Genomic DNA, 21,019 nt, shown 5'->3' with positions numbered 1-21,019 from the left:
ATGCGTTTTGATATTGCAATTATAGGAGCGGGAGCAACTGGAAACACGATTGCCTGGCTTCTTTCAAAAAAAGGATATAAGGTTGCGGTTTATGAAAAAAATAAGGAAATAGGAAATAAGGTTTGCGGGGGACTTGTCAGCGAGAGGGTAATAAAATATTGCAGGGAGGCGGTGGTAAATGAAATAAAGGGAGCGGAAATTTTTCTCCCAAATGGAAAGAAAATTTTTATTGGAGGAGATAAGACATATGCATATGTGATAGACAGGAAAAAATTTGATATTTGCCTTGCGGAAAAGGCGATGAGCGAAGGAGCAAGATATTTTTTGAATTGCAGAAAAATTGAGAAGAAATGCGAGCGCTTGATAGGGGCGGATGGAGCAAGGAGCAATATTGCAAGGGATTTCAAAGGAAAGATAAATTATATAAATGCGGTTCAGGGAATTGCAAATAGCGAAGAAAATGGAGAATATGTTAGGGTATATTTTGGAAAATTTGCTCCTGGCTTCTTTGGATGGGTAATTCCTGCTGGAGATGAGCTGAGGATTGGGATGGGAACAAATGAAAAAGGGCTGAGGAAAAAATTTGAGGAATTTAAATCAATGGTGGGATATGAGGTAAAAAATGAAAGATATGCTTTAATTCCATATGGAATAAAAAAGCTTGCAAAGGAAAAATGTGCAATAGTGGGGGATGCAGGAGGGCAGGTAAAGGCAACAAGCGGAGGTGGATTATATGCGGGATTGCTGGCTAGCGAGATAATTGCTAAAAATTTTGATGATTTCTTTGCATATGAAAGGGAATTTATGCGTGCATATGGAGAGGAGCTGAAAGGATGCTTATTGCTGAGAAAAATTTTTTTGAAATGGCATAGATATGATGCTCTTGAAGAAATAGAAGTAAGGAATGCGGATTTTGACTATCACTGGAAATTTGCGAAGAATTTTTTAATAAAACATCCTTTTAAAGCATTTAAGATTGCATTAAAATGCTTGCTCTAGTTGTTAAGAAAAGCGAGGCGGAAAAAGTTAAAAGAATGCTTTATGAAAAAGGGCTAATTGATGAAAGGAGGAAAGTAAAGAGAAGGGATGGAGAGGTAGAATTGCCTTTAAAAGATTCTGCGGGTTTGGGTAACTTTAATTATGAAATTATTGAGCAAGAAGAGCCAGTTTTTAAGCAACCCACTCCTTTTGAAGAGATTAAAAAAATAATAGGGAAGGAAGATATTCCAAGAAAATGGGAAAAGATAGGAGATGTTCTAATTTTAAATGGAATTAATGGGAATGAGGAAATTGCAAGAGTTTATGCAGAAGTGCTAAAATGTAAATCTGTTGTTGAGGATATTGGAGGAATAAAAGGAGTTAAAAGAATACCATGCTTCAAGCTTGTTTATGGAAATAGCACAGAAACAATTCATGTTGAAAATGGAATAAAATATAAGCTTGATGTTCAGAAGATAATGTTTTCTTCTGGAAATATTGATGAAAGGATAAGGATGGCAAAAGTGGCGAATAAAAATGAAGTGGTTGTTGATATGTTTGCTGGTATTGGCTACTTTAGCTTGCCAATTGCAGTTTATGGAAGAGCAAGGGTTTATGCATGTGAAATAAATAAAGTTGCATATAATTATCTAAAAGAGAATATAATTTTGAATGAAGTCTTTGATTTGGTTACTCCATTGCTAGGGGATTGTAGAGAAGTTGCTCCTAAAAATATAGCAAATCGCATTATAATGGGTTATCTCAACTCTTTTGATTTTTTTGAGCATTCTTTAAAAATTTTAAATAATGAAGGAGTGATTCATTTTCATCAGAAATGCAAGAAAGAGGATTTTCCAGATAAAATTTTTGATAAATTAAAGAAAGTTGCGATAAAAAATGGTAAAAAGCTTGAAATGATTTTATCAAAAAAGATAAAGTCATATGCTCCAGGAATAATACATGGAGTTATTGATTTAAAAGTTTCTTAATTGTTTCTTTTAATTTTGGAACCGTATCATATTTATCAATTTCATCTATTCCAACCCATCTATATTCAACATGCTCCCAGTCAATTTTTATCTCATCCCTATTTGTTTCAAATATAAAGGGATAAACCTCCCATTCAATTTTCTCCTCCTCATCATAAAATTTTATTGGCTCCCCCTTCCTCAAAATTCTTATATCATTTTCCTTTATTCCAGTTTCTTCTTCAATCTCTTTTATTACTCTTCTCAATGGATCATCTTCTTCAAGATAGCCAGAAATGCACGCCCATCTTCCCTTATATGTTCTAACTCTATTTCCTCTTTTAAGGAGTAATATTTTTCCTTTATTAAGCAGAATACCTGTTACAACCTTCATAATTTCACAGATATTTTATTTCCTGATGCAATTGCCTCAACTATTTTCCTTCCTTCAATACTATTCCTTTTGAATTTTATTTCCCCATTATTTCCAACCCTTGCAGATATTACATTTCCATCAATGAAAATTTTTAATTCTTTTCCAGCAAATGCCTTTCCAACCCTGATAACAATTTCTTTCTTCCTTTTAATTATATCCGGAATTATTTCCTCTTCAATCAAAGGATGAACCCTTATCTTTATTCCCGCTTCCCTTTCAATTTCAGATATTGTTTTTCCTCCCTTTCCAATAATATGGGGTATCTCGCTTTCATTAACATAAACATTTGCAACTTTTCTATTTATCTCCACCCTGAATTTGCTATCTATATATTTTGATACAACCCTTTCAACATTTTCAACATTTTCTTCTCTTCTCTCCTTTACTGGCATTACAGTTACCTGCTCTCCATATGTATATATCTCATAAATTGCTTTCTTGGTATAGAAATCCCTGACAACTATAACTGGCCTGGCTAAATCAGCTTCTTCCATTCCATGAGGAATCTTTACAGTAAAATCAAGCTCAAGGACCTCCTTTATTTTCCCCGAAGAAATATGAATAACCGTATCAACAACTTGAGGAATTATCCCGAGTTCAACTCTTCCGATGAGACGTTGTATAGCATCTATTGCACGGTTTGAATGAGTTACTCCAATAAGCCCGATTCCAGCAAGGCGCATATCAGCGTAAATTTTGAAATCCTCGCTCCTCCTTACTTCATCAAAAACAACAAAATCGGGGCGGAGCAAAAGTAAAATGTCTGCAGTGAGCTCCATGCTTTTTTCAAGAGGTGCATACTGGGCTATTTCATCTCTCACCCACAGATCGCGAGGATTTTCCATTGTTTTTACAATTGCTCCCAGGCTGTAAAGATGCTCAGCAATTGCCTGTGCAAAGGTTGATTTTCCCGAGCCAGGAGGGCCAGAGATAAGAATTCCTCGATTATAATCTGTTAGCCTTTCTTTAAGCTCCTCATCCAAGCTGTAATCATCTATGCTCAACTTTACTATTGGCTTTGTTGCGGTTATTTCAAATTTATCAACAAATGGTTGCCTCAATATTGCAATTCTCATATTTTTTATCTGCACTATTGTTGCATTCTTTCTCTCTATTTCAACAAAGCTATCTGAATTTCTTTTTGCATATTCAATTATTTCATGTGCTATCTCTGCCAGCTCTTTCTCACTTAAAATTTCACCTACTTCAACTATTCTGAAATTTCCTGGCTTTCCCTTTTTTGCAACTGGTCTGCAATCCTGGCGGAGATGAATGCTCATTGTTTCTTCATCAAAATATTTAAGAATTTTAAGCTCCTTTTCTTCATGCAATGATGGCAGATAATAAACATTTATTCCTTTTGCTTCTGCAACCTTTGCCTGTATCTTATCTGAAGTAAATAGAGTTGCATGCAATGTTTCTGCAACCTCGCGTATAATTTCATCCGCATTCCCTTCCTTACTCCCCTGGAAATAAAGATATATTTTTCCTTCCTTGCTCAGTTTCTGCAATTCAACAATTTCATTAAGCCCGCTTATTCCTATTTCTAAGCCATCATTTGCCTGCCTCTCAAGCTCTTTTAAAACCGCATTTGGAATTATTATATCTACCTTTTGAATCTTTCCGCTTTTAATCCATTCACTAAGCCTTCCATCTATTATTATGCTTGTATCAGGAACTATTTTCATCAAGAATAAAAGCAAATATGCTTATAAACTTGTTTGAAATGATTAAATTTGAGGAAAAAAGGAAATAAGCTTTTCTCCATTCTTTTTTATTAAATTTTTAAAAATATATAAAAAAAGGGGAAAGAGGGTTGGCTTATAGCCAGTGTGTAAAGGCTAGTGTTGCATCAGCTGCTTTGTTGCATGCTTCGTCGTACGCTGAAACTGTCAATGTGTATTTCTTTGGCATTAAGTCGAACTTGTGCCACCATATCTTGTATGGAGCGCTTGCATCGTCATATGTATAGCCATTTATGTTGAATGATACATAGTCAACTCCGCTCATTGCATCGGTTGCGGTTGCTTCAAAGTAGATTCCTCCAATTATTACTGTTCCTCCGAGTGGGTTCTTGAAGAGTTGTCTGCCCATTAAGTAGATGTATCCCGCCTGTGGAGCGGTTATTGTTACTGTTGGAGCTGTCTTATCTATCTTGAAGCTTACTGTTCCAACTGGTGATGTGTTTCCGACAATATCCTCTGCATAGTAGTCAACTGTGTGTGAGCCATCTACATCAACTGTAAATGGTGCGGTATATACTTTCCAGCTTCCGCCATCAATGCGATACCATATCTTTGCTACCTTTACATTGTCTGTTGCAGTTATTGTTACTGTTACTCCTGTCTTATACCAGTCATTGCATCCATTTGGTGCTGCTGGGCTTAATGATATGCTTGCTTTTGGTTTCTTATAATCAATCTTGCCCTGTATCGTTACATTGTCAATGAGCCATCCAATGTCAGTGTTTGCTTCATCGCTTATAAATCTGAATCTTATCTTTGTCAGCTCGTCTCCGCCAACATACTCGCTTATGTCAAGTTTCATGTGTCCCCATCCACCGCCACTGCTGCCCTGCACTATGAACAATGCCTTCCACTCCTTTCCTGTCCATATCTCAACTAATCCATAGTCATATGGATATGGATCTGCAAAGCTGTACATTTGATCCCATTCGAGGAATGCTTCATATGCATGTGTCAAGTCGAAGTAGAGTATTAATTTCTCATCAACCTTGTTATAGTATCTGCCATATGGCCATATTGGTCCTTGTCCGACTATCCATCCATCCCATAGTGTGAATTCTTCCTGCCCGGTTACTGTTGTATGATTTACATGGAATGCAAGTCTTACATTAGACATTCCCGCAAATGGTGACAAATCAAATGTGAATAATTGTAGATCGCCACTATCATCTCCTGGAATTGGATATAACATTGTTGTTGTTCCACTTCTTGCCTCAAGCCAATATGTGGCTGTTGAGGGATATGCAATAGCATCCAGATAGAACGTTATTGTTGCTCCTACTGGAACAGATGAGAAGTCAACTGTATAGTTGCGCCACATCTCCTGCCATTCTCCCGCTGATGCCTGTGCCCAGTATGTTCTTTCTCCCCAGACTCCATACCAGTAATTCCATGAACCAAGGCCAGGTGATACTTTAGTATAAGTCCATGCACCAAAGCTTATTGCACTTCCTACTGGTGGATAGTTTCCAAATGTGTATAGTGTTCCTTCTCCGATTACATTTCTTGGTTCTCCGTTCCAGAAGGCTACAGGTGGATTTGGATATGGTGCTCCAAATGTATCTTCTTCATGCCAGTGGCATCCTGCATACCAGGCCATATGATACCATGCATCTGCACTGAATGCCGCATCTTCCATATCATCGAAGAAGAGTGTATCTCCGTCTGCAACTACCATAACATCGTCAATGAACCATCCCTTCTCCGCAGTCAATTCATCTGACACAAATCTGAAGCGGAAGTGCATCTTATCTGTGAAGAAACCAGTTGGCATTGTGAAGTACAAATCTGTATATTCACTATACAATATTGTTACTCCTTCCTCAAGTGTTAATGTTTCAGTTACCCATACTCCTCCTGTATTTCCTGTATAGCTCTCTATTCTGAACCATGTCATACCGCAGTCATTGCTTACTTCTACATAGCCATAATCATATCCAGCTTCAATATAATAATATGTTTCAAAGCTGAGTGTTGCGGTTGTTACACCTGTGAAGTCAAATGTTCTATTTATTACAAGGATTTCATCAACTCCATTGACATATATTCCAGTTGCTTCGTCTCCATTCCACCAGATGTGATCATCTGGGCAGATTGAGCATTCTTCTACAATATGCCAGTGATCTGGCAGGCCATATGTATTGTCTTCCTGTTCCCACTTCTCAAAGTCATCTCCTTCATATATCTGTTTATATATTCTTGTTGGTGCTCCCATCTCATCATTTGTTGGGTCCATATCGCAATCAAGTTTAACTGTTGCGGTTATAATATAATCGCAATATTCTGTTGTATTCCATTCAAAGTACAACACCTTGCTCTGGCATGGCTCTAAATCTTCTGCTACAAGTGTATCGCTCCATACTACTTCTCCTGCATAGCTCTTATACACGAGTATATCATCAATGTATAATCCCGCTCCTCCTCCAACTGTTGGGGCTAATCCTGGACCACATACACCTATTGCAAATCCTTTGAAGTCTGTAAATCCGTATAATTCGGGCAATTCAAAGATGTTGTTCAATCCATAATATGTTACATATCCTTCCAGCAAATCACTGAATCTTACTTCCTGCCATCCTCCAGAATTTCCTGTTAAGTGCATGCTTCTACCAATGAAGAAGTACCATGTATTTCCATTAATTAAAACTGGAACCGCCCTATCAGGTGCTACAAAGTCCCACTTTGCCTTTATTACTATATCTGCATCTGGATAGTTCTTCAAGTCGATCCAATCTATTGTATCATATGGAACTACTGCAAATCCACCATTAACTCCTGCTGGATATGTTGTTGGGGAATCTCCAAAGTGCCATGAATGGAACGGGCTGTAGAAATCTGCACCAACTATATTCCACATACTTATTGATGAACCCCAGGTTACATATCTATATCCAAGGTCTCCGCTCTCAACATCATCCCACCACAATTTTTCTGTTATCTTGTGGCGTGCGGTTACTTCAACTGGTATATCTTCGACAAGTGTTCCATTGTTATGAACTGTTACATTTATTGGAACTATAACCCAGTTGAGTTCTTCTCCACATGGGTCGTTTGGCATTCGTACTAATGGTGGAACCTCTATGTTTGTTATTTCTCCATCGCATACATCTCCAAACCATATTGTCCAGTTGATTCTATTTCCAAGTGGATTGCAATCTTCATAGTCAGTATAGACTTCTATATAATATGTTCCTGGTTGCGGAATTGTCCATTGAATTGGGAAACCGAATGTCTTTGTTTCTCCCGCTTCAAAATCTACGTATTCATATCCCTGGAATATTAATGGTTGAGCGCTTCCAACTCTCAATTCAATGCATATATCATCTATATACCATCCCTCAAAGTTAAGGTATCCGTCACTTCTCCATGTGAAGTTTATCTTGAAGCTCTCTCCAATCCATGCGGATATATCTATTGTTTCCTGTACCCATTCTCCATCTGTATCATAATATGGTCCGCCAACAATTGCGCTTGCTGGTGGTGGGGCTGCGGTCTCGAGCCTTACTACACCATAATCAATTGGGTTTGTTCCATCAAACTCTCCTTCGCACCAGTGCCAGAATGTCAGATATGCTCCTGTTACTGGCTGTGTACGTCCATCTACTTCAATTGTTGTTGGAATTGCGAAATAGTCATGCAGTACCAAGCTATCAAATGAGTACGCTTCATATGTTGCCAGATAATCTGGCTGGCTGTGATAGCTGTGGGTTGGGCTGTGGCTCCTCTTTTCTGTCCAATACCATGTTGCCTGATCTCCATCCCAGCTGAATACATCCCATGTAAGCAAGAAACATTCCTCCATGTCCCAGCAATTATATATTATTGGCTCAAATGGTACTTCCTGATAAATTTGTAGATGGAAATCCGCTCCTGTGATTGGCTCTGTTCCTCCATTTGTTACATTAACATCTATCCACTTCGGGAATGTATTGTATCTTCCGCCATCTTCCATTCCTTCGATTCCATTTATTATTATATCAGTTCTTGGGTTCTGTGCAATCACAACATTGTCAATATATATTGTTCTTGTTTCAGTTGCGTAAACATGGAAAGCAAGGGTTATTGTTGTTCCTTCATAGCTTGTTAAATCAATATCTGCAGTAGCCCGTGTTGCTGCGGTAAATGTTCCCAAAACATCAATGCCTGCGAGTACTTCAAATACTCCGCCTTCTCCCCAGTAGTCAAATTGCAGTGTAAGTGCATTGCAAGTTGTATCAATATCTGGTAACTCTATATCTGTGCTTAAATAGTCATCCTCATCATCAGTTTCTCCTCCATCCGCCCACATTGCTGCTCCTGTGCCATCCCACTGCCATGTTCCATCTCCAGAGTTGTCTATTACGGTAAATACACCAAGATCTGCATCAAATGTTTCTTCAAATACTATCTGTCCATGTGGTCCTTGATAACCTGGTGTCGGTGGTATTGGTTCATTAATTGCCTGTTGTGTATCGGATGGTGGTGGAACTGTTATTGCCATTGGTATTGTTGTTGTTATCATTGCTATCGCTACAAACACGCTTATTACCAACCTATATTTTTTTTCGGTCATTTTCTGCCTCCAAATGTATATAGAAAAAGAGTATATAAATTTTTTCCCAAAAAAGTTTAGGGGAAGAGATTTAAAACAATTGCTTCGATGCTGTCTTTTGCATAGTTTCCATCATTGTCATATGCCACTACTTCAAGCTTATGCAAATCATAAAGTGTATCTTCATTCCATACCCATTCATATGGCTCTTCATAAATTGTCGCTTCAAGCTTTCCATTTACATAAAATTCTATTTTTTGCAACCCAGATTGCTCATCACTTGCATTTACAATGACTTTTATTTTTCCAATATAAAATGTTTTGAAGAATGGTATTGAAAAATTTCCAATGCAAAGATGATTTTCTTTCGGCTCAATTATGCTGACATCTGGAGGAGTTATATCTTTTGTTCTGAAATGCCATGTTTGGCTTTGTGAAGTTAAGCCATCGCTGTCAATTACATGCACTTCCCATGTATATTCCTTGAATGGCTCAAGGTTATGCAACTGATATTTATTTGCGGTTATATTTTCCGCAACTTTTTTTCCATCTAAATATATTGTATAATATAGAGTATCGTTATCTGGATCATAGCACTCCCAGGAAAGAACAACATTTAATGGAACAGAGGTTGCTCCATCTTCTGGATAAGGATTCGTTGGAGGAAATGGTGCTTCCTTCTCCCCTATTTCAATATAATAGCTTGAATATCCACTCTTCTCTCCTCTTTCATCTTCCGCCTCTGCTCTTATGTTATATTTCCCTTCTTTCTTCCATGCATGAGTTAAAATTGCATTCTCTCCTGATTTAATAAATCCTGTTTCAGACGAACTCCCATCCCCCCAATCAACTTTATATTTTATTTTGTCTCCATCTGCATCAGTGGAAACGAAATAGAAAGTATATTGAATATTTTTTCTTCCCGCATTTGACCCTTTTATATTTGGCTTTGAGGGAGGATTATTTATAATTGCGTTAGTTGTTGAACTAGCGGTTTGTCCTCTTGCATCTCTTACAGTTAATCTAACTGTATAATTTCCCGCTTTAGTATATACATGCCTTGGATTTTGCTCATTGCTATAACTTCCATCTCCAAAGCTCCAGTTCCAGCTATATGGATTTACTCCTCCATATGCAGAACCATAAAATTGTATGCTCTCTCCTGGTTTCCCTTTATATGGCCCACCCGCACTTGCAACAAGAGTAGGAGAATATGTTATGTAATATACCCAGTCATCTATTCCGCACTCTCCATATTTTATTTTAAAGTATCCCTGTAGTCCCCATGTCGCTCCCCAGCTATTCTTGCAAATCCAGCATTGCTGGGCATCATCATATCCCACAATTGCAACCGCATGCGCCCCCACTGAATTTCCATATTGATAATAATACACATCATTTGGCCATCTGCTAGGATTCGGATACTCGCGATAAAAATCTTCATAAACAATAAAAGAAGCAGCAACTGGCCCATAATTATAAATTGTGTTTTTTATATTCTCTCTCCCGCTTACTGTCCCCCATGAATCTATCTTAAAAGCACTCTCCTCCCATCCCTCACATGGATTACATGGCAAATTTTGCCCGTAAATTGCACCATCATATGGAAAACAGTTTTCATCACTCACCCCATAATTCTTTAAATAATCCATTGCGGTGCTTATCGCCATTCCTACCTCACACCTCCCTCCCGCACAGAAAAATAGGTGTGCTTCACTTAAATCAGTTGTCAAACCAGTTTTCCATTTTATAACCGCTTCAAAAACTCCTACACAAGCAAAAGCGACGCATGAACCACAACCCCCTTGATTTTTAACTGAAGTAACTATCCCCTGATTTCTCCAATCCCAGGAAGGAGGAGCAAGATTCACGAAATTTACATTATTATCAGGAGTTATCTCTTCCAATATACATCCTAAACCTCTTTCAATAGAATTTTCATTTCCTTTTCCCTGGAAAATAGAAGTAAAACCCGCTACCATTAGCCCTATGGAAAGGGCAAGTAAAAGCCTCCCATAGCTATTCATGCATGAAATACATTGTAGCTATTTAAGATTTTTCTTCAATCTGGAAATAGGACAAAGAATAGCAAAATGTATCCCTGCCTTGACATTGCTTCACCGCCAGCGTTGATGCTTGCAATTATCGGCGAGAAACCGGAGAAAACATAAAATGTTTTTTCAGCAACAGAATTTGGAGGGACATCAAAAGTTCCTTCTACACGATGATTTCCCATATTCCAATACATGATGCTATAATTTGCGGTAATTGCGGAATTTGCATCATTTATTACCCCCATTTTGCAACCTATGCCTCCTAAAATATATACTTTTATCGGCGAGGGATGAGCTGGTTTAAAAGAAAATGCTGATGTTATCGCTACCCCCATCATTAATGCAATTATACCATAAGCCAGATATTTTCCTTTCACAATATTATCATAGGCATGAGTATATAAACATTTTCATCATAAAAAAGTCGCTCCATCTTCCATAAAATGTTCTATCAATTGTTCTTATATATCTATCATCTTCACTATAATCAAGATGCAGATGAATGAATTCAATTTTGCGAGAAAAAATAATTTTTATGGAATAATAGGTAAAGCCAGGCGACCCCCACCAGTGAGTAACAACTTTATAATTATCATTTCTATAATATTCTCCATCAAGAAATTTAATCTCCGCATAACCTGTCAGATTTGCCCAGTGTTCCTTTCCATCATAAATATTTGGAAAATGAAATATTATTCCATCCGCGTGAAAACCTTTTTCATACATATAATGGCCAGTTATGAAATAAAATGAATATCTCATGGAATTTTCTTTATCAACGGATGAAACACTATAGGGAAGAGAGGAAACAAACCAGCTAAAAGTTTTAATATCATCTTTCCCAGCAAATTTTTCACTTTTATTATTTTTAGCTCCTACAAATGCGGATAAAATAAATAACCCCGCAACAAATAAAGCAACAATTTTCATCAAAAATTAATAATCTAAATTATATAATCTTTCGCTTTCATTTCCCTTTTACCATGCCTTAGTTACTTCTATTTTTCCTTTTGCAAACTTCTTTGCTTTTTCAAATATTTCTCCATACCTCTGCAAATCTATTTTAGGAAAAATTTTTTCAATTTCACTCGCCATTCCTTGCTTTATATGCAATGAATCAACAATAACTTCTTTTGCCCCCGCATTTATAAATTCTTCAATACAGTATTCAATTTCCTCCTCCCTTATAAATGGAAAAACTGGCCCGAAAAAAATATAGGTAAATATTCCTTCATCTGAAAATTTTTTAATTGCTTCAATTCTTCTATAGGGCGAGGGAGCAAATGGCTCCCATTCCCTTATCACCTCTTCATTAAATGTTGTTATTGTTACTCCTACTTTCGCATCACTCTTTTTAATAATGTCTATATCCCTCATTATCAAATCTGATTTAGTAAGAATATCTATTTTCCATCCATATTTTGAAAGCAATTCAATGCATTTTCTCGCTATTTCATATTTTCTTTCATATGGTTGATATGCATCTGTTGAAGAAGAAATCCCGACAATTCCCTTTTCCTTTTTCCTTATTTCCTCCCTCAGTAAATTTGGCATATTTATCTTTGCCTTTACATTTTTCCATTCATCCCTTTTCATCTTAAATAAATAAGGGACATAGCAATATAAGCAGGAAAAGGAGCAGCCAATATAAGGATTCAATGAATAATCTATTCCTGGCAATTTTGTTTTAGTCAATGCACTCTTACAGTATATTTCCATATTCATCTAGCTTTTTTTGCATGAGAATATTTTTGAGCAATTCACTGCTCTCAATCCATCTTTTCATTGGAATATGAAGCAATGAAGAAATAAAAAGAATTGCATCCCTTGCATCACTGAATTTTTTTGCCTCATTTCTCAATGCCTGCCTCACATTTTCCCTCACATTCCATACCCCAACAGGCATAATATAGCCAGGATGAATTTCCCTCAGCACAATCACTCCCGCCTGCTTTCTTTCTTTTTTAAGCAACTCCAGGCTTGCGAGGCGTGCCGCATAGTAGCAACCTCCTATGCTTGCATAATTGCTTCTTCCATAAAAATATTCATGGTCACCATACAGAACTATTTTTTTGCCAGTCGGATTCCAGCTTGTGTTTGGATACCATGCTTCAATAAGCTCATATTGCCAGGAAGATGGATACATAAAAACAACCCAAAAATTATCTAAACTCTTTGTAAAATAAACCCTGTATTCATTTATCCATGGTTGCCTTTTCACTTCCTCAAGAATTTCTTTTCCTATCATATCATCAACCGCAGTAATACCCCACCTCGTAGGAACAAGCCTCTTCTCCAACCCAAGCAGGCCAGCTGAAAGAGCTCGCTGAATTGCTGAAACATATATCCCTTCATTGTAAAGCCAGATTACCGCTTCCTTTGCTTTCATTTCATCATAATAAACCTTCTCCAGCTTTTGATTAACTCTTGGATTTTCAATCCAGATTTTTTTAATTGGGGCGGATGGGCCATGAGGAGAGGCTTCATCATATAATGCTATTTTTCCAGAGGGCTTTTTTTCAAATTCTACTTCCATATCTACTGGTTTATTCGCCATTGCTATTTCATGCAAATAAGAAACGATTTTATCTTTATCAAAAACATTTACCGCACTTTTCCCCCTTATCAACTTCATCCTGAAATCAACAATTTCATCTATGCTTTTACCATACCACATTTCTGGTGTATCCATCAATGAAGTATCTCCTCCAAAAGGCGGGAGCATCGGACCCGCATAAACTTTTGGATAGCCAACCCTGCCAACAAAAACTGAAGGAGGAGAGGAGCCATAAATAATCTTCTTTTCAATAAATGGCTTAATTTCAATGCTCTTATAATATTTCAAAAGCACCGGGCATCTTTTTTTCCCACAAAGAAGCTTTGCCCCCCTGCATCTTATACAGATGCTTTCTTTCTCGCTAACAAAAACTTTTGGCTTTGTTTTCATTTAAATAATTAATCGCATTGATAAAAAAAGTTTTTGGCAGTGAAAATTTTAAATAAGTTTTCTTTTATTCTTATGGCGATTATAGGTAAAAGTGATAGAAAATATATTAAGGAGAAGTTTGAAAGAGAAATGGAAGGAAATGTTAAAATTTTTTATTTTACCCAGGATTTTGAGTGCCATTTCTGCAAAGAAACTGGAGAAATTCTTGAAGAATTGAAATCTCTCAGTGATAAAATAGAAATTGAAGTACATGAATTCAGTAAAGAAAAGGAGATTGCTGAAAAATATAAAGTGGACAAAATACCCGCAACACTGCTGTTTGGAAAAAGGGAATATGGAATAAGGTTTTTTGGAATTCCTTCAGGATATGAATTCTCCGCCCTGATCGAAGATATAATATCTGTTTCAAGGGGAAGAAGTAATTTAAAAGAAGAAACAAAGGAAGAGTTGAGGAAAATAGATAAAAGAATTCACTTACAAGTATTTGTCACCCCTACATGTCCATATTGCCCCTCTATGACACATCTCGCTCACCAGATGGCAATAGAAAATGAAAATATTATTGCGGATATGGTAGAAATTGCTGAATTTCCTCATTTAGCCCATAAATACAATGTAATGGGTGTTCCAAAAACAGTCATAAATGAAAAAATTGAAATAGTTGGCTCTGTAAGGGAAGAATATTTATTGGGCCAAATAAAGAAAGCATTAAGTATTTAAAATAAAAAATGTTGATATCCCATGAAAAAAATTAGGGTTAGTGCTACCCTCCCTTATGATTTATTAGAAAAATTTGATGAAATTTACAAAGAGATGGGCCACAAAAACAGGAGCAATGCAATCTCATCCGCGATCCATGAATATATTACTTCCCACGAATTTTTAAAGGAAAAAGGAATAGTTGCGGGGGCAATAGTATTTACTTATAACCATAGCAATTTAACAAGTGAGATGCTGACGGAAGCACAACATAAATACAATGAAGTAATAAATGCAGCAATGCATATTCATCTAAACAAAGAGCAATGTCTTGAGATTATTGCGTTTAGAGGCAAAGCAAATAAAATAAAAGGGTTGCTAAAAAAAATAAGTGGTATAAAAGGAGTTATATCAGTTAATATTGTTACCTCCGCATAAGTGGAAATGAAAGATAAGCATAAAAACATCTTCATAATATATTTTCATGATTGAAAGAATTGCTGAACTGCTTAAAAAAAATAATTTATGGATTGCAACCGCGGAATCTTGCACCGCTGGCTTAATAGCTCATACCCTAACAAACATTTCAGGAAGCTCTGAATATTATAAAGGAGGAATAGTAGCATATAGCAATGAGATAAAGGCTAAAATTTTGGGAGTAAAAGAAGAAACTTTAAAGAAATATGGAGCGGTATCAGAGCAAACCGCCCGCGAGATGGCGGAAGGAGCAAAAAAAGTTATAGGAGCGGACATAGCGATAGCAACAACTGGAATAGCGGGGCCAACAGGAGGAACAGAAGAAAAGCCAGTTGGACTTGTTTATATTGCCCTTGCAACTCCAGAAGGAACTGAGGTAAAAAGATTTTTATTTAAAGGAGATAGGTTAGAAAATAAACAGAATTTTTGCAATTCCGCACTTCAAATGCTTCTTGATTATCTAGAAAAATTGGAATAAAAAATCAGCTGAATTTCTTAAATCCCATCTCCTTTGCAATTTCTCTGAAGCATTGCCTGCACAAACGCATTCCATATCTTCTTATGATTCCTCGCCTGCGCCCGCATCTGGTGCATCCGTCTATGCGCCCGTATTTTTTCTGCCTTTCCTTTATCTTCATTCTATTACCTCAACATTAAATTCTTTTTTCATATAGTCAATTATCTCATCGCTTTTTATTTTTTCTTTTTCTGGCAAATTGCTCCTTGCGATTCTCCTCCTTTTAACTCTATATCCCTTCCTTTCAAATGTAACACATACATCCAGTCCAAATATTCCTATTTCTGGCTGATATTTCATTCCCTCAAATTCTGTATGCTCTTTTATTCCAAATGAGAGGGTTCCATCACAAAATGACCATTTTGGAATTTTATAGTCGCGAACCCATAAAGCTTTTTTAAGAAAATCTATTGCCTTATCTTTTCTAAGAGTGACCTTGCATCCAATAGACATACCTTTTTTAATTCCAAAGTCCCTGTTTGTCTTTTTTGCAAGAGTTTTTACAGGTTTCTGTCCAGTAAGTTGCTCCATTACTTGCTCCGCCTTTTTTAGCTTCTCTCCTCCTTCTCCAACACCCATATTTACAACTACTTTTTCTATTCTTATGCTCCTCATCGGATTATCCTTGCGATTATCCATATATACTCACCTGTGGAAGAGTTATCAATGGCTCATCTTTTCCAACTGGAAATACATAATCTTTTATGGTTGAAAAGCTCTCGAGCTCAACAATATTTGGTAAAGGAGTTCTTGTAACTATCAATTTTTTTATTCTTTCTATTTTTCCTATATGGCTACCACCAGTTATCAATGAAATGTAACCTTCCTGCAATGGAATGTGCTCGATTATTTCCTGTTTTGGAATTGATATTTTTAAAACATCCCCTGTCTTATATTTATCCTCGCTCACAATAATATTTCTTCCATCATGCAGGTTTAACTGCGTCTTTCCCCCCCTTAATGTTGTCTTATTTTCTATTCTACATAGCTTCCATTTTGCCATTTCTTCATCTATTTTAACCAGCCTTAAAATACCTCTTGAATCAATTAAAACTCTATAATGGGCATCCAAGGGCAATATTGTAACTACATCCATAAGCCCGCACGGAAATCTATAGTCAATTCTTGCTTTTCCATCAACCAGTATTTTCCTGGCGGATATCAACTTCTTAGCCTCTCTTGCGGTGTCCGCAACTGAAAGATAATCTCTTATAACATTTAGCAGAGGAATTGATTCCTCTATTCCATGTGGGCCAGGCGATGGCCTAACCGCCCATTTTGTTACCTTTCTTTCTATTTGCCATGAACGAGGCGCATTTAATCTTTTAAGATGGCTCATTTCCTTCCTCCTTCTTTTCTTCTTTTTCTTTTTCCTCCTTTTCTTCCTTCTCTTCTTCCCCAATTTCCTTCTTCTGCTCTTCCGCCTCCTTTTCAACTTCAATTTTCTCTTCCTCTGTTAGCTTCTCACTTATCTTCCTTCTCCTCCATGGATCAGTCAAATTTAGTTTTGTTATGAGCAAATTGGAAGCATGAATCGGGCGCGAAACTTTCTTTCCATCCGCTTTTGTAATCGTAACCCCCTCTATTTCAACAGTGCCCTCCTTCAAATTTACTTTCCTTACTCTCCCTGTTTGACCCGCAAACTCGCCTCTCATTATCTTTACCGTATCACCCCTCACCACTGGAATGCTTCTCCTCTTATACCTCACAATTAGCTCACTTGTAAGATGTGCGGACAAAAATTTCCTCCTCAAATGCAAAGGAGCATTATAAATCCTTTTCCTCTGTTTTCTTGGTTGCTTGCTCATGTTCTCACACAATAATTGCGGACGCAGCCGCCACCCTCGGCCATCTTTCAGCAGCCTCCCTCGCCACCGCCCCTTTTATGGCGGAGCCCTTCATCTCTCCCTGCGGATTTACTATTACTGCAGCATTGTCTTCAAATTGCACTCTTGTTCCATCTGGGCGCCTGTAGGGCATACGCTGTCTTATTATTACAGCGGGAAATACCTGCCTCTTCAGCTCAGGCTTCCCTTTCTTGACCGTGACAAAAACCATGTCTCCCACACCTGCAGAAGGATATCTCCTATGAACTGTTTTAAGCCCTTTAACCGCCACTATCTCCACTACTTGTGCTCCTGTATTATCTGCACACTCCAGCTCCGCTCCTGTTGGCAAACCACGGGTTATTTTTGCAGCTACTCCTTTCATTTTTTCCCCACCACAACAAAGTGCTTGGTTTTACTTAAAGGACGACACTCCATTATGATTACTTCATCACCTTTTTCAACATCTATGCAAGGGGGCAAATGTGCTTTATATCTGCTTGTCCTCTTCTCATATCTCTCATATTTTGGAACATAATGAAATCTTTCTCTTTCTACAACAACCGTCTTTTGCATCGCCTTCGAAACAATTTTTCCTTTTAAAATTATTCCTCTAACCTTTAAGTGCCCATGAAAAGGGCAATTTTTATCACTGCATGTTTTTTCTGGCTCTTTAACATCTATTCCTATCATCTTATCCTCCTTATTCTTTCATGAGGAGCATATGCTATTTTTCTCCCATCGATAACATTTCCATCTATTTCAAATTTTGCAATGCTTTTTGCAACCTTTTTTATTCCTTTTTTTGTTTCTATCACAAACATATTCTTCGTCTCATCTATTATTTTTCCTTCAACTTTTTCAAGGCTTTTATCAGTACATTGAATTATTTTGATAGGCAACCCAATAAATTCAGACTTTAAAAATTTTTTCATTCCACCACCACGTTGAACCCCATTTCTTCAAGCTTCTTCTTTGCTTTCTCCTTATGGTCGCCTTGTAGCTCAACAAGATTATTTTTAACTGTTCCCCCACATGCACAGCATTTCTTCAGCTCTTTTGCGATTTCAGATATATCAACACTTGAGTCTATTCCTCCTATAATTGTAACAATCTTTCCATATCTCCTTTTTTCAGTGTATATCTTTATTTCTTTTCCCTCCCTTGCAATTTTTTCACAAACGCAAAGTTCTCTGGGCAGACCACAAACTTTGCACACTTCCATTATATATCTCCTTCCTCCCTCATAATTGTGAGTAATCTTGCTATGCTTTTACGGATATACCTTATTCTTCCAGGAGAGGGTGATGAACCACCCATTGAAGAGCGCCCATACTCCCGCATTAATTCATTTCTCAATTCATCAAGTTTTTTAATTCTCTCTTCTCTATTCATTTTCCTTATTTCCCTCGCCTTCATTTTTCTTAAGCACCTCCTTTAATATTTCCTTAATTCTTTCAGCCCTTTTTATACCAATTCCCTTAATTTCAATTAAATCATTTATATCCATTTCATATAACTCACGAGCATTTTTTATTCCCGCCTTCTTCAATGAAGCAACAACATTTGATGGTATTTCTGGCAAATCCATAATATCTATTTTTTCCAATTTCTCGAGTTTTTCCTCTTTTTCCTCCCTTTCTTTTTCAATTTCTTTTTGCAAAATCTCCCTTCCTTCTTCAACTATCTTTACAACATCTGGTAACTCAACATCAGGTTTCATCAACCTAACTTTAACTCCTATAATTCCTGGTTTTGTCTTTGCACTCGCAATTGATTCTTCCATAACTCGCTCCGCAACCTCACCACAGTATTTAACATAACCAAGAGTAAATTTCTCAGACCTATGTCTCTCTCCTGTTAGCTTTCCAGATATCACTACCTGGCAACCTCTTGCGCCCGCCTCAACAATCCTGCGGACTGTTGAATGACCAACTCTGCGGAAATGCCATCCTCTCTCAAGCGAGTCCGCAACTTTCTGGGCCATAAGGGTTGCATTGAGCAATGCCTTTCCACCTATATCCTCTATTTCAATCTGTGGATTTTCAATTCCAAATCTCTCCTTTATTATATTTGTAATTTCATTTATTCTTTTCCCCCCTCTTCCTATAATTAAGCCAGGTCTTTCAACTTGTAGAGTTATCAGCGTACCCATAGGAATTCGCTGAATTTTAACTCCTCCAAAACCCGCTCTTTCGCACTCTTTCTCTAAAAATTCTTTAAGCAAGACACGCTTTTGATTTTCCTCAACAAACTTTCTTTCTATGGCCATTTTACTCCTCTGAAATTATTATCTCAACATTTGTTGTTTGCTCATTCCAGTCAGTTGCTCTTCCCATAGCACGTGGCATGAATCCCTTTATTTCCCTCCCTTTATACGCAGAAATATGAGCTATGTACATATTCTCTACATTAAGTCCTTTATACTCTGCATTGTTCTCTGCATTTTTTATAACTTCAAGAATCATTTTGCAGGCCTTCTCTGGATAGCAACCCGGCCCTACACCACGTTGATGGGGGCGATTTTTGTTATGGGTTTTCAATGGCAATGCTCTTTTATGCTGGATTACATCATCCAAAAAATTCTTTGCATCTTTTACTTTCATTCCTCTTATAGCTCTCGCTATATTTTCACAATGCTTTGGAGAGCAATATAGCTCCTTTCCATATGCCTTCGCAGTTTTTTCCGGGTCTAACTCTATTGAATACCTCATCTTCTCACTTCAATGGCAGATATTTTGAAGAGCGAGTTGCTCCTACGCCAGGCCCGCTGTGCTTGACTTCCTTCCTAGTCATTGCAAACTCACCGAGATAATGACCTATCATTTCCGGCTTAATACTAACTGGTAAAAATTCTTTTCCATTATGCACTGCTATTGTATGACCAACAAATTCTGGAAGGATAATCATATCCCTTAAATGTGTTCTTATAACCTTTCCTTTTTCAGTTTTCCTGAGTTTTTGAATAAATCTATATTGGCGAGGAGTTAAGCCACGCTTTAAACTCCTTCTTGCCCTCGATGGCAAATATGGCAGAATATCCTCAATGCTCATCTTTGTTACATCATCAATTTTAAGCCCTCTGTAAAGGAATTCTTTTTTGCTTGTAATTTCAATTTTCCTCTTTCTAGCCATTTAATCACCTCTTACCAGTCCTTCTGGCGGATATTGAACCAACTTTCCTTCCAGGTGGAGCACCTCTTGAAACAGTTTTTGGTCTTCCAACATGCTGATGACTCCCTCCTCCATGAGGATGATTTACTGGATTCATTGCAACACCACTTACAATCGGGAATAATTTTGCCCTGCTTCTCACCATATGATACTTCTTACCCGCCTTTAATATCGGCTTGTCCCTCCTTCCTCCTCCCGCCGCAAGCCCCACCGTTGCCCTGCACAAAGGAAGGAATTTCTTATGTTTTCCGGAAGGCAACCTCACTATTACAAAGTCCTTTTCGTGAGATATAATTGTTGCATATGCGCCTGCACTTCTTACAAATTTTCCTCCATCTCCTGGCGTTCCTTCTATATTGTAGATTGGGGCTCCTTGAGGAATTGAGGAAAGTGGCAATACATTACCCGCTTTAAAAATACTCTCACTAGTAAATTTTATTTTTTCTCCAACAATTGCTCCTTCATTTGCAACTATTCTTGCTTCTCTTCCATCATTAAGTCTTACTACTACAACAGGAGCGGTTGAGCCGGGATTATGAATTATATCTTCAATTACTCCTTCATACTCTCCAACTGGAGGATATGCTACTGGACCCTTATGCTTGAATGAAGGACTTTGCCAGATGCTCCCCCTTCCACGCCTTTGTAACCTTAATCTTTTACCCAT

26 protein-coding genes are annotated in these 21,019 nt (G+C 37.4%); 5 read left to right on the top strand and 21 right to left on the bottom strand.

Features of this window, described 5'->3' with window-relative positions:
- Together H5T44_05020 and H5T44_05015 are read left to right on the top strand one after the other, a co-directional pair.
- Positions 1-999, top strand: a complete 999-nt coding sequence (locus tag H5T44_05020; GenBank protein MBC7081583.1) for an NAD(P)-binding protein — start codon at positions 1-3, stop codon at positions 997-999.
- Complete coding sequence (locus tag H5T44_05015) at positions 987-1,967, top strand: class I SAM-dependent methyltransferase family protein (GenBank protein ID MBC7081582.1); 981 nt, start codon at positions 987-989, stop codon at positions 1,965-1,967. Before H5T44_05020 ends, H5T44_05015 begins: the two co-directional genes overlap by 13 nt.
- Here H5T44_05015 and H5T44_05010 read toward each other — a convergent pair.
- From H5T44_05010 to H5T44_04975, 8 genes are all read right to left on the bottom strand, one after another.
- Positions 1,945-2,340, bottom strand: a complete 396-nt coding sequence (locus tag H5T44_05010) for an NUDIX domain-containing protein (GenBank protein ID MBC7081581.1) — start codon at positions 2,338-2,340, stop codon at positions 1,945-1,947. The two genes, H5T44_05015 and H5T44_05010, sit on opposite strands and share 23 nt — an antisense overlap.
- Positions 2,337-4,070 carry a Flp pilus assembly complex ATPase component TadA gene (gene tadA / locus H5T44_05005; protein ID MBC7081580.1) on the bottom strand — a complete coding sequence of 578 codons (1,734 nt, stop codon included), beginning with the start codon at positions 4,068-4,070 and terminating at the stop codon, positions 2,337-2,339. The genes H5T44_05010 and tadA overlap by 4 nt, the downstream gene beginning before the upstream one ends.
- A gap of 133 nt (positions 4,071-4,203) precedes the next feature.
- Positions 4,204-8,679 carry an immune inhibitor A gene (locus tag H5T44_05000; GenBank protein MBC7081579.1) on the bottom strand — a complete coding sequence of 1,492 codons (4,476 nt, stop codon included), beginning with the start codon at positions 8,677-8,679 and terminating at the stop codon, positions 4,204-4,206.
- 56 nt (positions 8,680-8,735) lie between these two features.
- On the bottom strand, positions 8,736-10,685 hold the full coding sequence (locus H5T44_04995) for a PKD domain-containing protein (protein ID MBC7081578.1): 1,950 nt from the start codon (positions 10,683-10,685) through the stop codon (positions 8,736-8,738).
- Between the two features lie 35 nt (positions 10,686-10,720).
- Positions 10,721-11,089, bottom strand: coding sequence for a hypothetical protein (locus H5T44_04990; GenBank protein MBC7081577.1), 369 nt, complete (start codon positions 11,087-11,089; stop codon positions 10,721-10,723).
- A gap of 7 nt (positions 11,090-11,096) precedes the next feature.
- Complete coding sequence (locus H5T44_04985) at positions 11,097-11,642, bottom strand: hypothetical protein (protein MBC7081576.1); 546 nt, start codon at positions 11,640-11,642, stop codon at positions 11,097-11,099.
- Positions 11,643-11,690: 48 nt separating this feature from the next.
- On the bottom strand, positions 11,691-12,431 hold the full coding sequence (locus H5T44_04980; protein ID MBC7081575.1) for a radical SAM protein: 741 nt from the start codon (positions 12,429-12,431) through the stop codon (positions 11,691-11,693).
- Positions 12,415-13,659, bottom strand: a complete 1,245-nt coding sequence (locus H5T44_04975) for a hypothetical protein (protein ID MBC7081574.1) — start codon at positions 13,657-13,659, stop codon at positions 12,415-12,417. The genes H5T44_04980 and H5T44_04975 overlap by 17 nt, the downstream gene beginning before the upstream one ends.
- Positions 13,660-13,731: 72 nt before the next feature.
- Between H5T44_04975 and H5T44_04970 the strand changes: the two genes are divergently transcribed.
- Genes H5T44_04970 through H5T44_04960 form a run of 3 tightly spaced genes read left to right on the top strand, consistent with a single transcriptional unit; the run spans position 13,732 to position 15,313 of the window.
- The gene (locus tag H5T44_04970; GenBank protein ID MBC7081573.1) at positions 13,732-14,379 is read left to right on the top strand and encodes a thioredoxin family protein; all 648 of its coding nucleotides are present in this window, start codon (positions 13,732-13,734) and stop codon (positions 14,377-14,379) included.
- Between the two features lie 21 nt (positions 14,380-14,400).
- On the top strand, positions 14,401-14,796 hold the full coding sequence (locus H5T44_04965) for a ribbon-helix-helix protein, CopG family (protein ID MBC7081572.1): 396 nt from the start codon (positions 14,401-14,403) through the stop codon (positions 14,794-14,796).
- A 46-nt stretch (positions 14,797-14,842) separates the two neighbouring features.
- On the top strand, positions 14,843-15,313 hold the full coding sequence (locus H5T44_04960) for a CinA family protein (protein ID MBC7081571.1): 471 nt from the start codon (positions 14,843-14,845) through the stop codon (positions 15,311-15,313).
- 4 nt (positions 15,314-15,317) lie between these two features.
- Here H5T44_04960 and H5T44_04955 read toward each other — a convergent pair whose 3' ends face one another.
- From H5T44_04955 to H5T44_04895, 13 genes are read right to left on the bottom strand one after another with little or no spacing between them, the layout of a single operon-like run.
- Positions 15,318-15,473: a 30S ribosomal protein S14 gene (locus H5T44_04955; protein MBC7081570.1), complete on the bottom strand. Its 156-nt coding sequence runs from the start codon at positions 15,471-15,473 to the stop codon at positions 15,318-15,320.
- On the bottom strand, positions 15,470-15,991 hold the full coding sequence (locus tag H5T44_04950; GenBank protein MBC7081569.1) for a 50S ribosomal protein L5: 522 nt from the start codon (positions 15,989-15,991) through the stop codon (positions 15,470-15,472). Before H5T44_04950 ends, H5T44_04955 begins: the two co-directional genes overlap by 4 nt.
- Positions 15,984-16,691, bottom strand: a complete 708-nt coding sequence (locus H5T44_04945; GenBank protein ID MBC7081568.1) for a 30S ribosomal protein S4e — start codon at positions 16,689-16,691, stop codon at positions 15,984-15,986. The genes H5T44_04950 and H5T44_04945 overlap by 8 nt, the downstream gene beginning before the upstream one ends.
- Positions 16,678-17,160, bottom strand: coding sequence for a 50S ribosomal protein L24 (locus H5T44_04940; protein MBC7081567.1), 483 nt, complete (start codon positions 17,158-17,160; stop codon positions 16,678-16,680). The genes H5T44_04945 and H5T44_04940 overlap by 14 nt, the downstream gene beginning before the upstream one ends.
- Positions 17,161-17,164: 4 nt before the next feature.
- Positions 17,165-17,563: a 50S ribosomal protein L14 gene (locus tag H5T44_04935; GenBank protein MBC7081566.1), complete on the bottom strand. Its 399-nt coding sequence runs from the start codon at positions 17,561-17,563 to the stop codon at positions 17,165-17,167.
- On the bottom strand, positions 17,560-17,871 hold the full coding sequence (locus H5T44_04930) for a 30S ribosomal protein S17 (protein ID MBC7081565.1): 312 nt from the start codon (positions 17,869-17,871) through the stop codon (positions 17,560-17,562). Before H5T44_04930 ends, H5T44_04935 begins: the two co-directional genes overlap by 4 nt.
- Positions 17,868-18,113 (bottom strand): ribonuclease P protein subunit, encoded by a 246-nt coding sequence (locus H5T44_04925; GenBank protein MBC7081564.1) that lies wholly within the window; start codon positions 18,111-18,113, stop codon positions 17,868-17,870. Before H5T44_04925 ends, H5T44_04930 begins: the two co-directional genes overlap by 4 nt.
- A complete protein-coding gene (gene yciH, locus H5T44_04920; GenBank protein MBC7081563.1) occupies positions 18,110-18,403 on the bottom strand; it encodes a stress response translation initiation inhibitor YciH in 294 nt (97 codons plus the stop codon). Before yciH ends, H5T44_04925 begins: the two co-directional genes overlap by 4 nt.
- A complete protein-coding gene (gene rpmC, locus H5T44_04915) occupies positions 18,403-18,597 on the bottom strand; it encodes a 50S ribosomal protein L29 (GenBank protein MBC7081562.1) in 195 nt (64 codons plus the stop codon). The genes yciH and rpmC overlap by 1 nt, the downstream gene beginning before the upstream one ends.
- The gene (locus tag H5T44_04910; GenBank protein MBC7081561.1) at positions 18,566-19,450 is read right to left on the bottom strand and encodes a 30S ribosomal protein S3; all 885 of its coding nucleotides are present in this window, start codon (positions 19,448-19,450) and stop codon (positions 18,566-18,568) included. The genes rpmC and H5T44_04910 overlap by 32 nt, the downstream gene beginning before the upstream one ends.
- Before the next feature lies 1 nt (position 19,451).
- The gene (locus H5T44_04905) at positions 19,452-19,892 is read right to left on the bottom strand and encodes a 50S ribosomal protein L22 (GenBank protein MBC7081560.1); all 441 of its coding nucleotides are present in this window, start codon (positions 19,890-19,892) and stop codon (positions 19,452-19,454) included.
- Between the two features lie 4 nt (positions 19,893-19,896).
- Positions 19,897-20,289, bottom strand: a complete 393-nt coding sequence (locus H5T44_04900) for a 30S ribosomal protein S19 (GenBank protein ID MBC7081559.1) — start codon at positions 20,287-20,289, stop codon at positions 19,897-19,899.
- 28 nt (positions 20,290-20,317) lie between these two features.
- Positions 20,318-21,019, bottom strand: a complete 702-nt coding sequence (locus H5T44_04895; protein MBC7081558.1) for a 50S ribosomal protein L2 — start codon at positions 21,017-21,019, stop codon at positions 20,318-20,320.

Source organism: Thermoplasmatales archaeon (assembly GCA_014361195.1).
Taxonomy (GTDB): domain Archaea; phylum Thermoplasmatota; class E2; order UBA202; family JdFR-43; genus JACIWB01.
This window is presented reverse-complemented; position numbering and strand designations above follow the sequence as displayed.

Coding starts and splice junctions, on each gene's coding strand:
- H5T44_05020 (MBC7081583.1), top strand. CDS start 1: ATGCGTTTTGATATTGCAATTATAGGAGCGGGAGCAACTGGAAACACG.
- H5T44_05015 (MBC7081582.1), top strand. CDS start 987: ATGCTTGCTCTAGTTGTTAAGAAAAGCGAGGCGGAAAAAGTTAAAAGA.
- H5T44_05010 (MBC7081581.1), bottom strand. CDS start 2,340: ATGAAGGTTGTAACAGGTATTCTGCTTAATAAAGGAAAAATATTACTC.
- tadA (MBC7081580.1), bottom strand. CDS start 4,070: ATGAAAATAGTTCCTGATACAAGCATAATAATAGATGGAAGGCTTAGT.
- H5T44_05000 (MBC7081579.1), bottom strand. CDS start 8,679: ATGACCGAAAAAAAATATAGGTTGGTAATAAGCGTGTTTGTAGCGATA.
- H5T44_04995 (MBC7081578.1), bottom strand. CDS start 10,685: ATGAATAGCTATGGGAGGCTTTTACTTGCCCTTTCCATAGGGCTAATG.
- H5T44_04985 (MBC7081576.1), bottom strand. CDS start 11,642: ATGAAAATTGTTGCTTTATTTGTTGCGGGGTTATTTATTTTATCCGCA.
- H5T44_04980 (MBC7081575.1), bottom strand. CDS start 12,431: ATGGAAATATACTGTAAGAGTGCATTGACTAAAACAAAATTGCCAGGA.
- H5T44_04975 (MBC7081574.1), bottom strand. CDS start 13,659: ATGAAAACAAAGCCAAAAGTTTTTGTTAGCGAGAAAGAAAGCATCTGT.
- H5T44_04970 (MBC7081573.1), top strand. CDS start 13,732: ATGGCGATTATAGGTAAAAGTGATAGAAAATATATTAAGGAGAAGTTT.
- H5T44_04965 (MBC7081572.1), top strand. CDS start 14,401: ATGAAAAAAATTAGGGTTAGTGCTACCCTCCCTTATGATTTATTAGAA.
- H5T44_04960 (MBC7081571.1), top strand. CDS start 14,843: ATGATTGAAAGAATTGCTGAACTGCTTAAAAAAAATAATTTATGGATT.
- H5T44_04955 (MBC7081570.1), bottom strand. CDS start 15,473: ATGAAGATAAAGGAAAGGCAGAAAAAATACGGGCGCATAGACGGATGC.
- H5T44_04950 (MBC7081569.1), bottom strand. CDS start 15,991: ATGGATAATCGCAAGGATAATCCGATGAGGAGCATAAGAATAGAAAAA.
- H5T44_04945 (MBC7081568.1), bottom strand. CDS start 16,691: ATGAGCCATCTTAAAAGATTAAATGCGCCTCGTTCATGGCAAATAGAA.
- H5T44_04940 (MBC7081567.1), bottom strand. CDS start 17,160: ATGAGCAAGCAACCAAGAAAACAGAGGAAAAGGATTTATAATGCTCCT.
- H5T44_04935 (MBC7081566.1), bottom strand. CDS start 17,563: ATGAAAGGAGTAGCTGCAAAAATAACCCGTGGTTTGCCAACAGGAGCG.
- H5T44_04930 (MBC7081565.1), bottom strand. CDS start 17,871: ATGATAGGAATAGATGTTAAAGAGCCAGAAAAAACATGCAGTGATAAA.
- H5T44_04925 (MBC7081564.1), bottom strand. CDS start 18,113: ATGAAAAAATTTTTAAAGTCTGAATTTATTGGGTTGCCTATCAAAATA.
- yciH (MBC7081563.1), bottom strand. CDS start 18,403: ATGGAAGTGTGCAAAGTTTGTGGTCTGCCCAGAGAACTTTGCGTTTGT.
- rpmC (MBC7081562.1), bottom strand. CDS start 18,597: ATGAAGGCGAGGGAAATAAGGAAAATGAATAGAGAAGAGAGAATTAAA.
- H5T44_04910 (MBC7081561.1), bottom strand. CDS start 19,450: ATGGCCATAGAAAGAAAGTTTGTTGAGGAAAATCAAAAGCGTGTCTTG.
- H5T44_04905 (MBC7081560.1), bottom strand. CDS start 19,892: ATGAGGTATTCAATAGAGTTAGACCCGGAAAAAACTGCGAAGGCATAT.
- H5T44_04895 (MBC7081558.1), bottom strand. CDS start 21,019: ATGGGTAAAAGATTAAGGTTACAAAGGCGTGGAAGGGGGAGCATCTGG.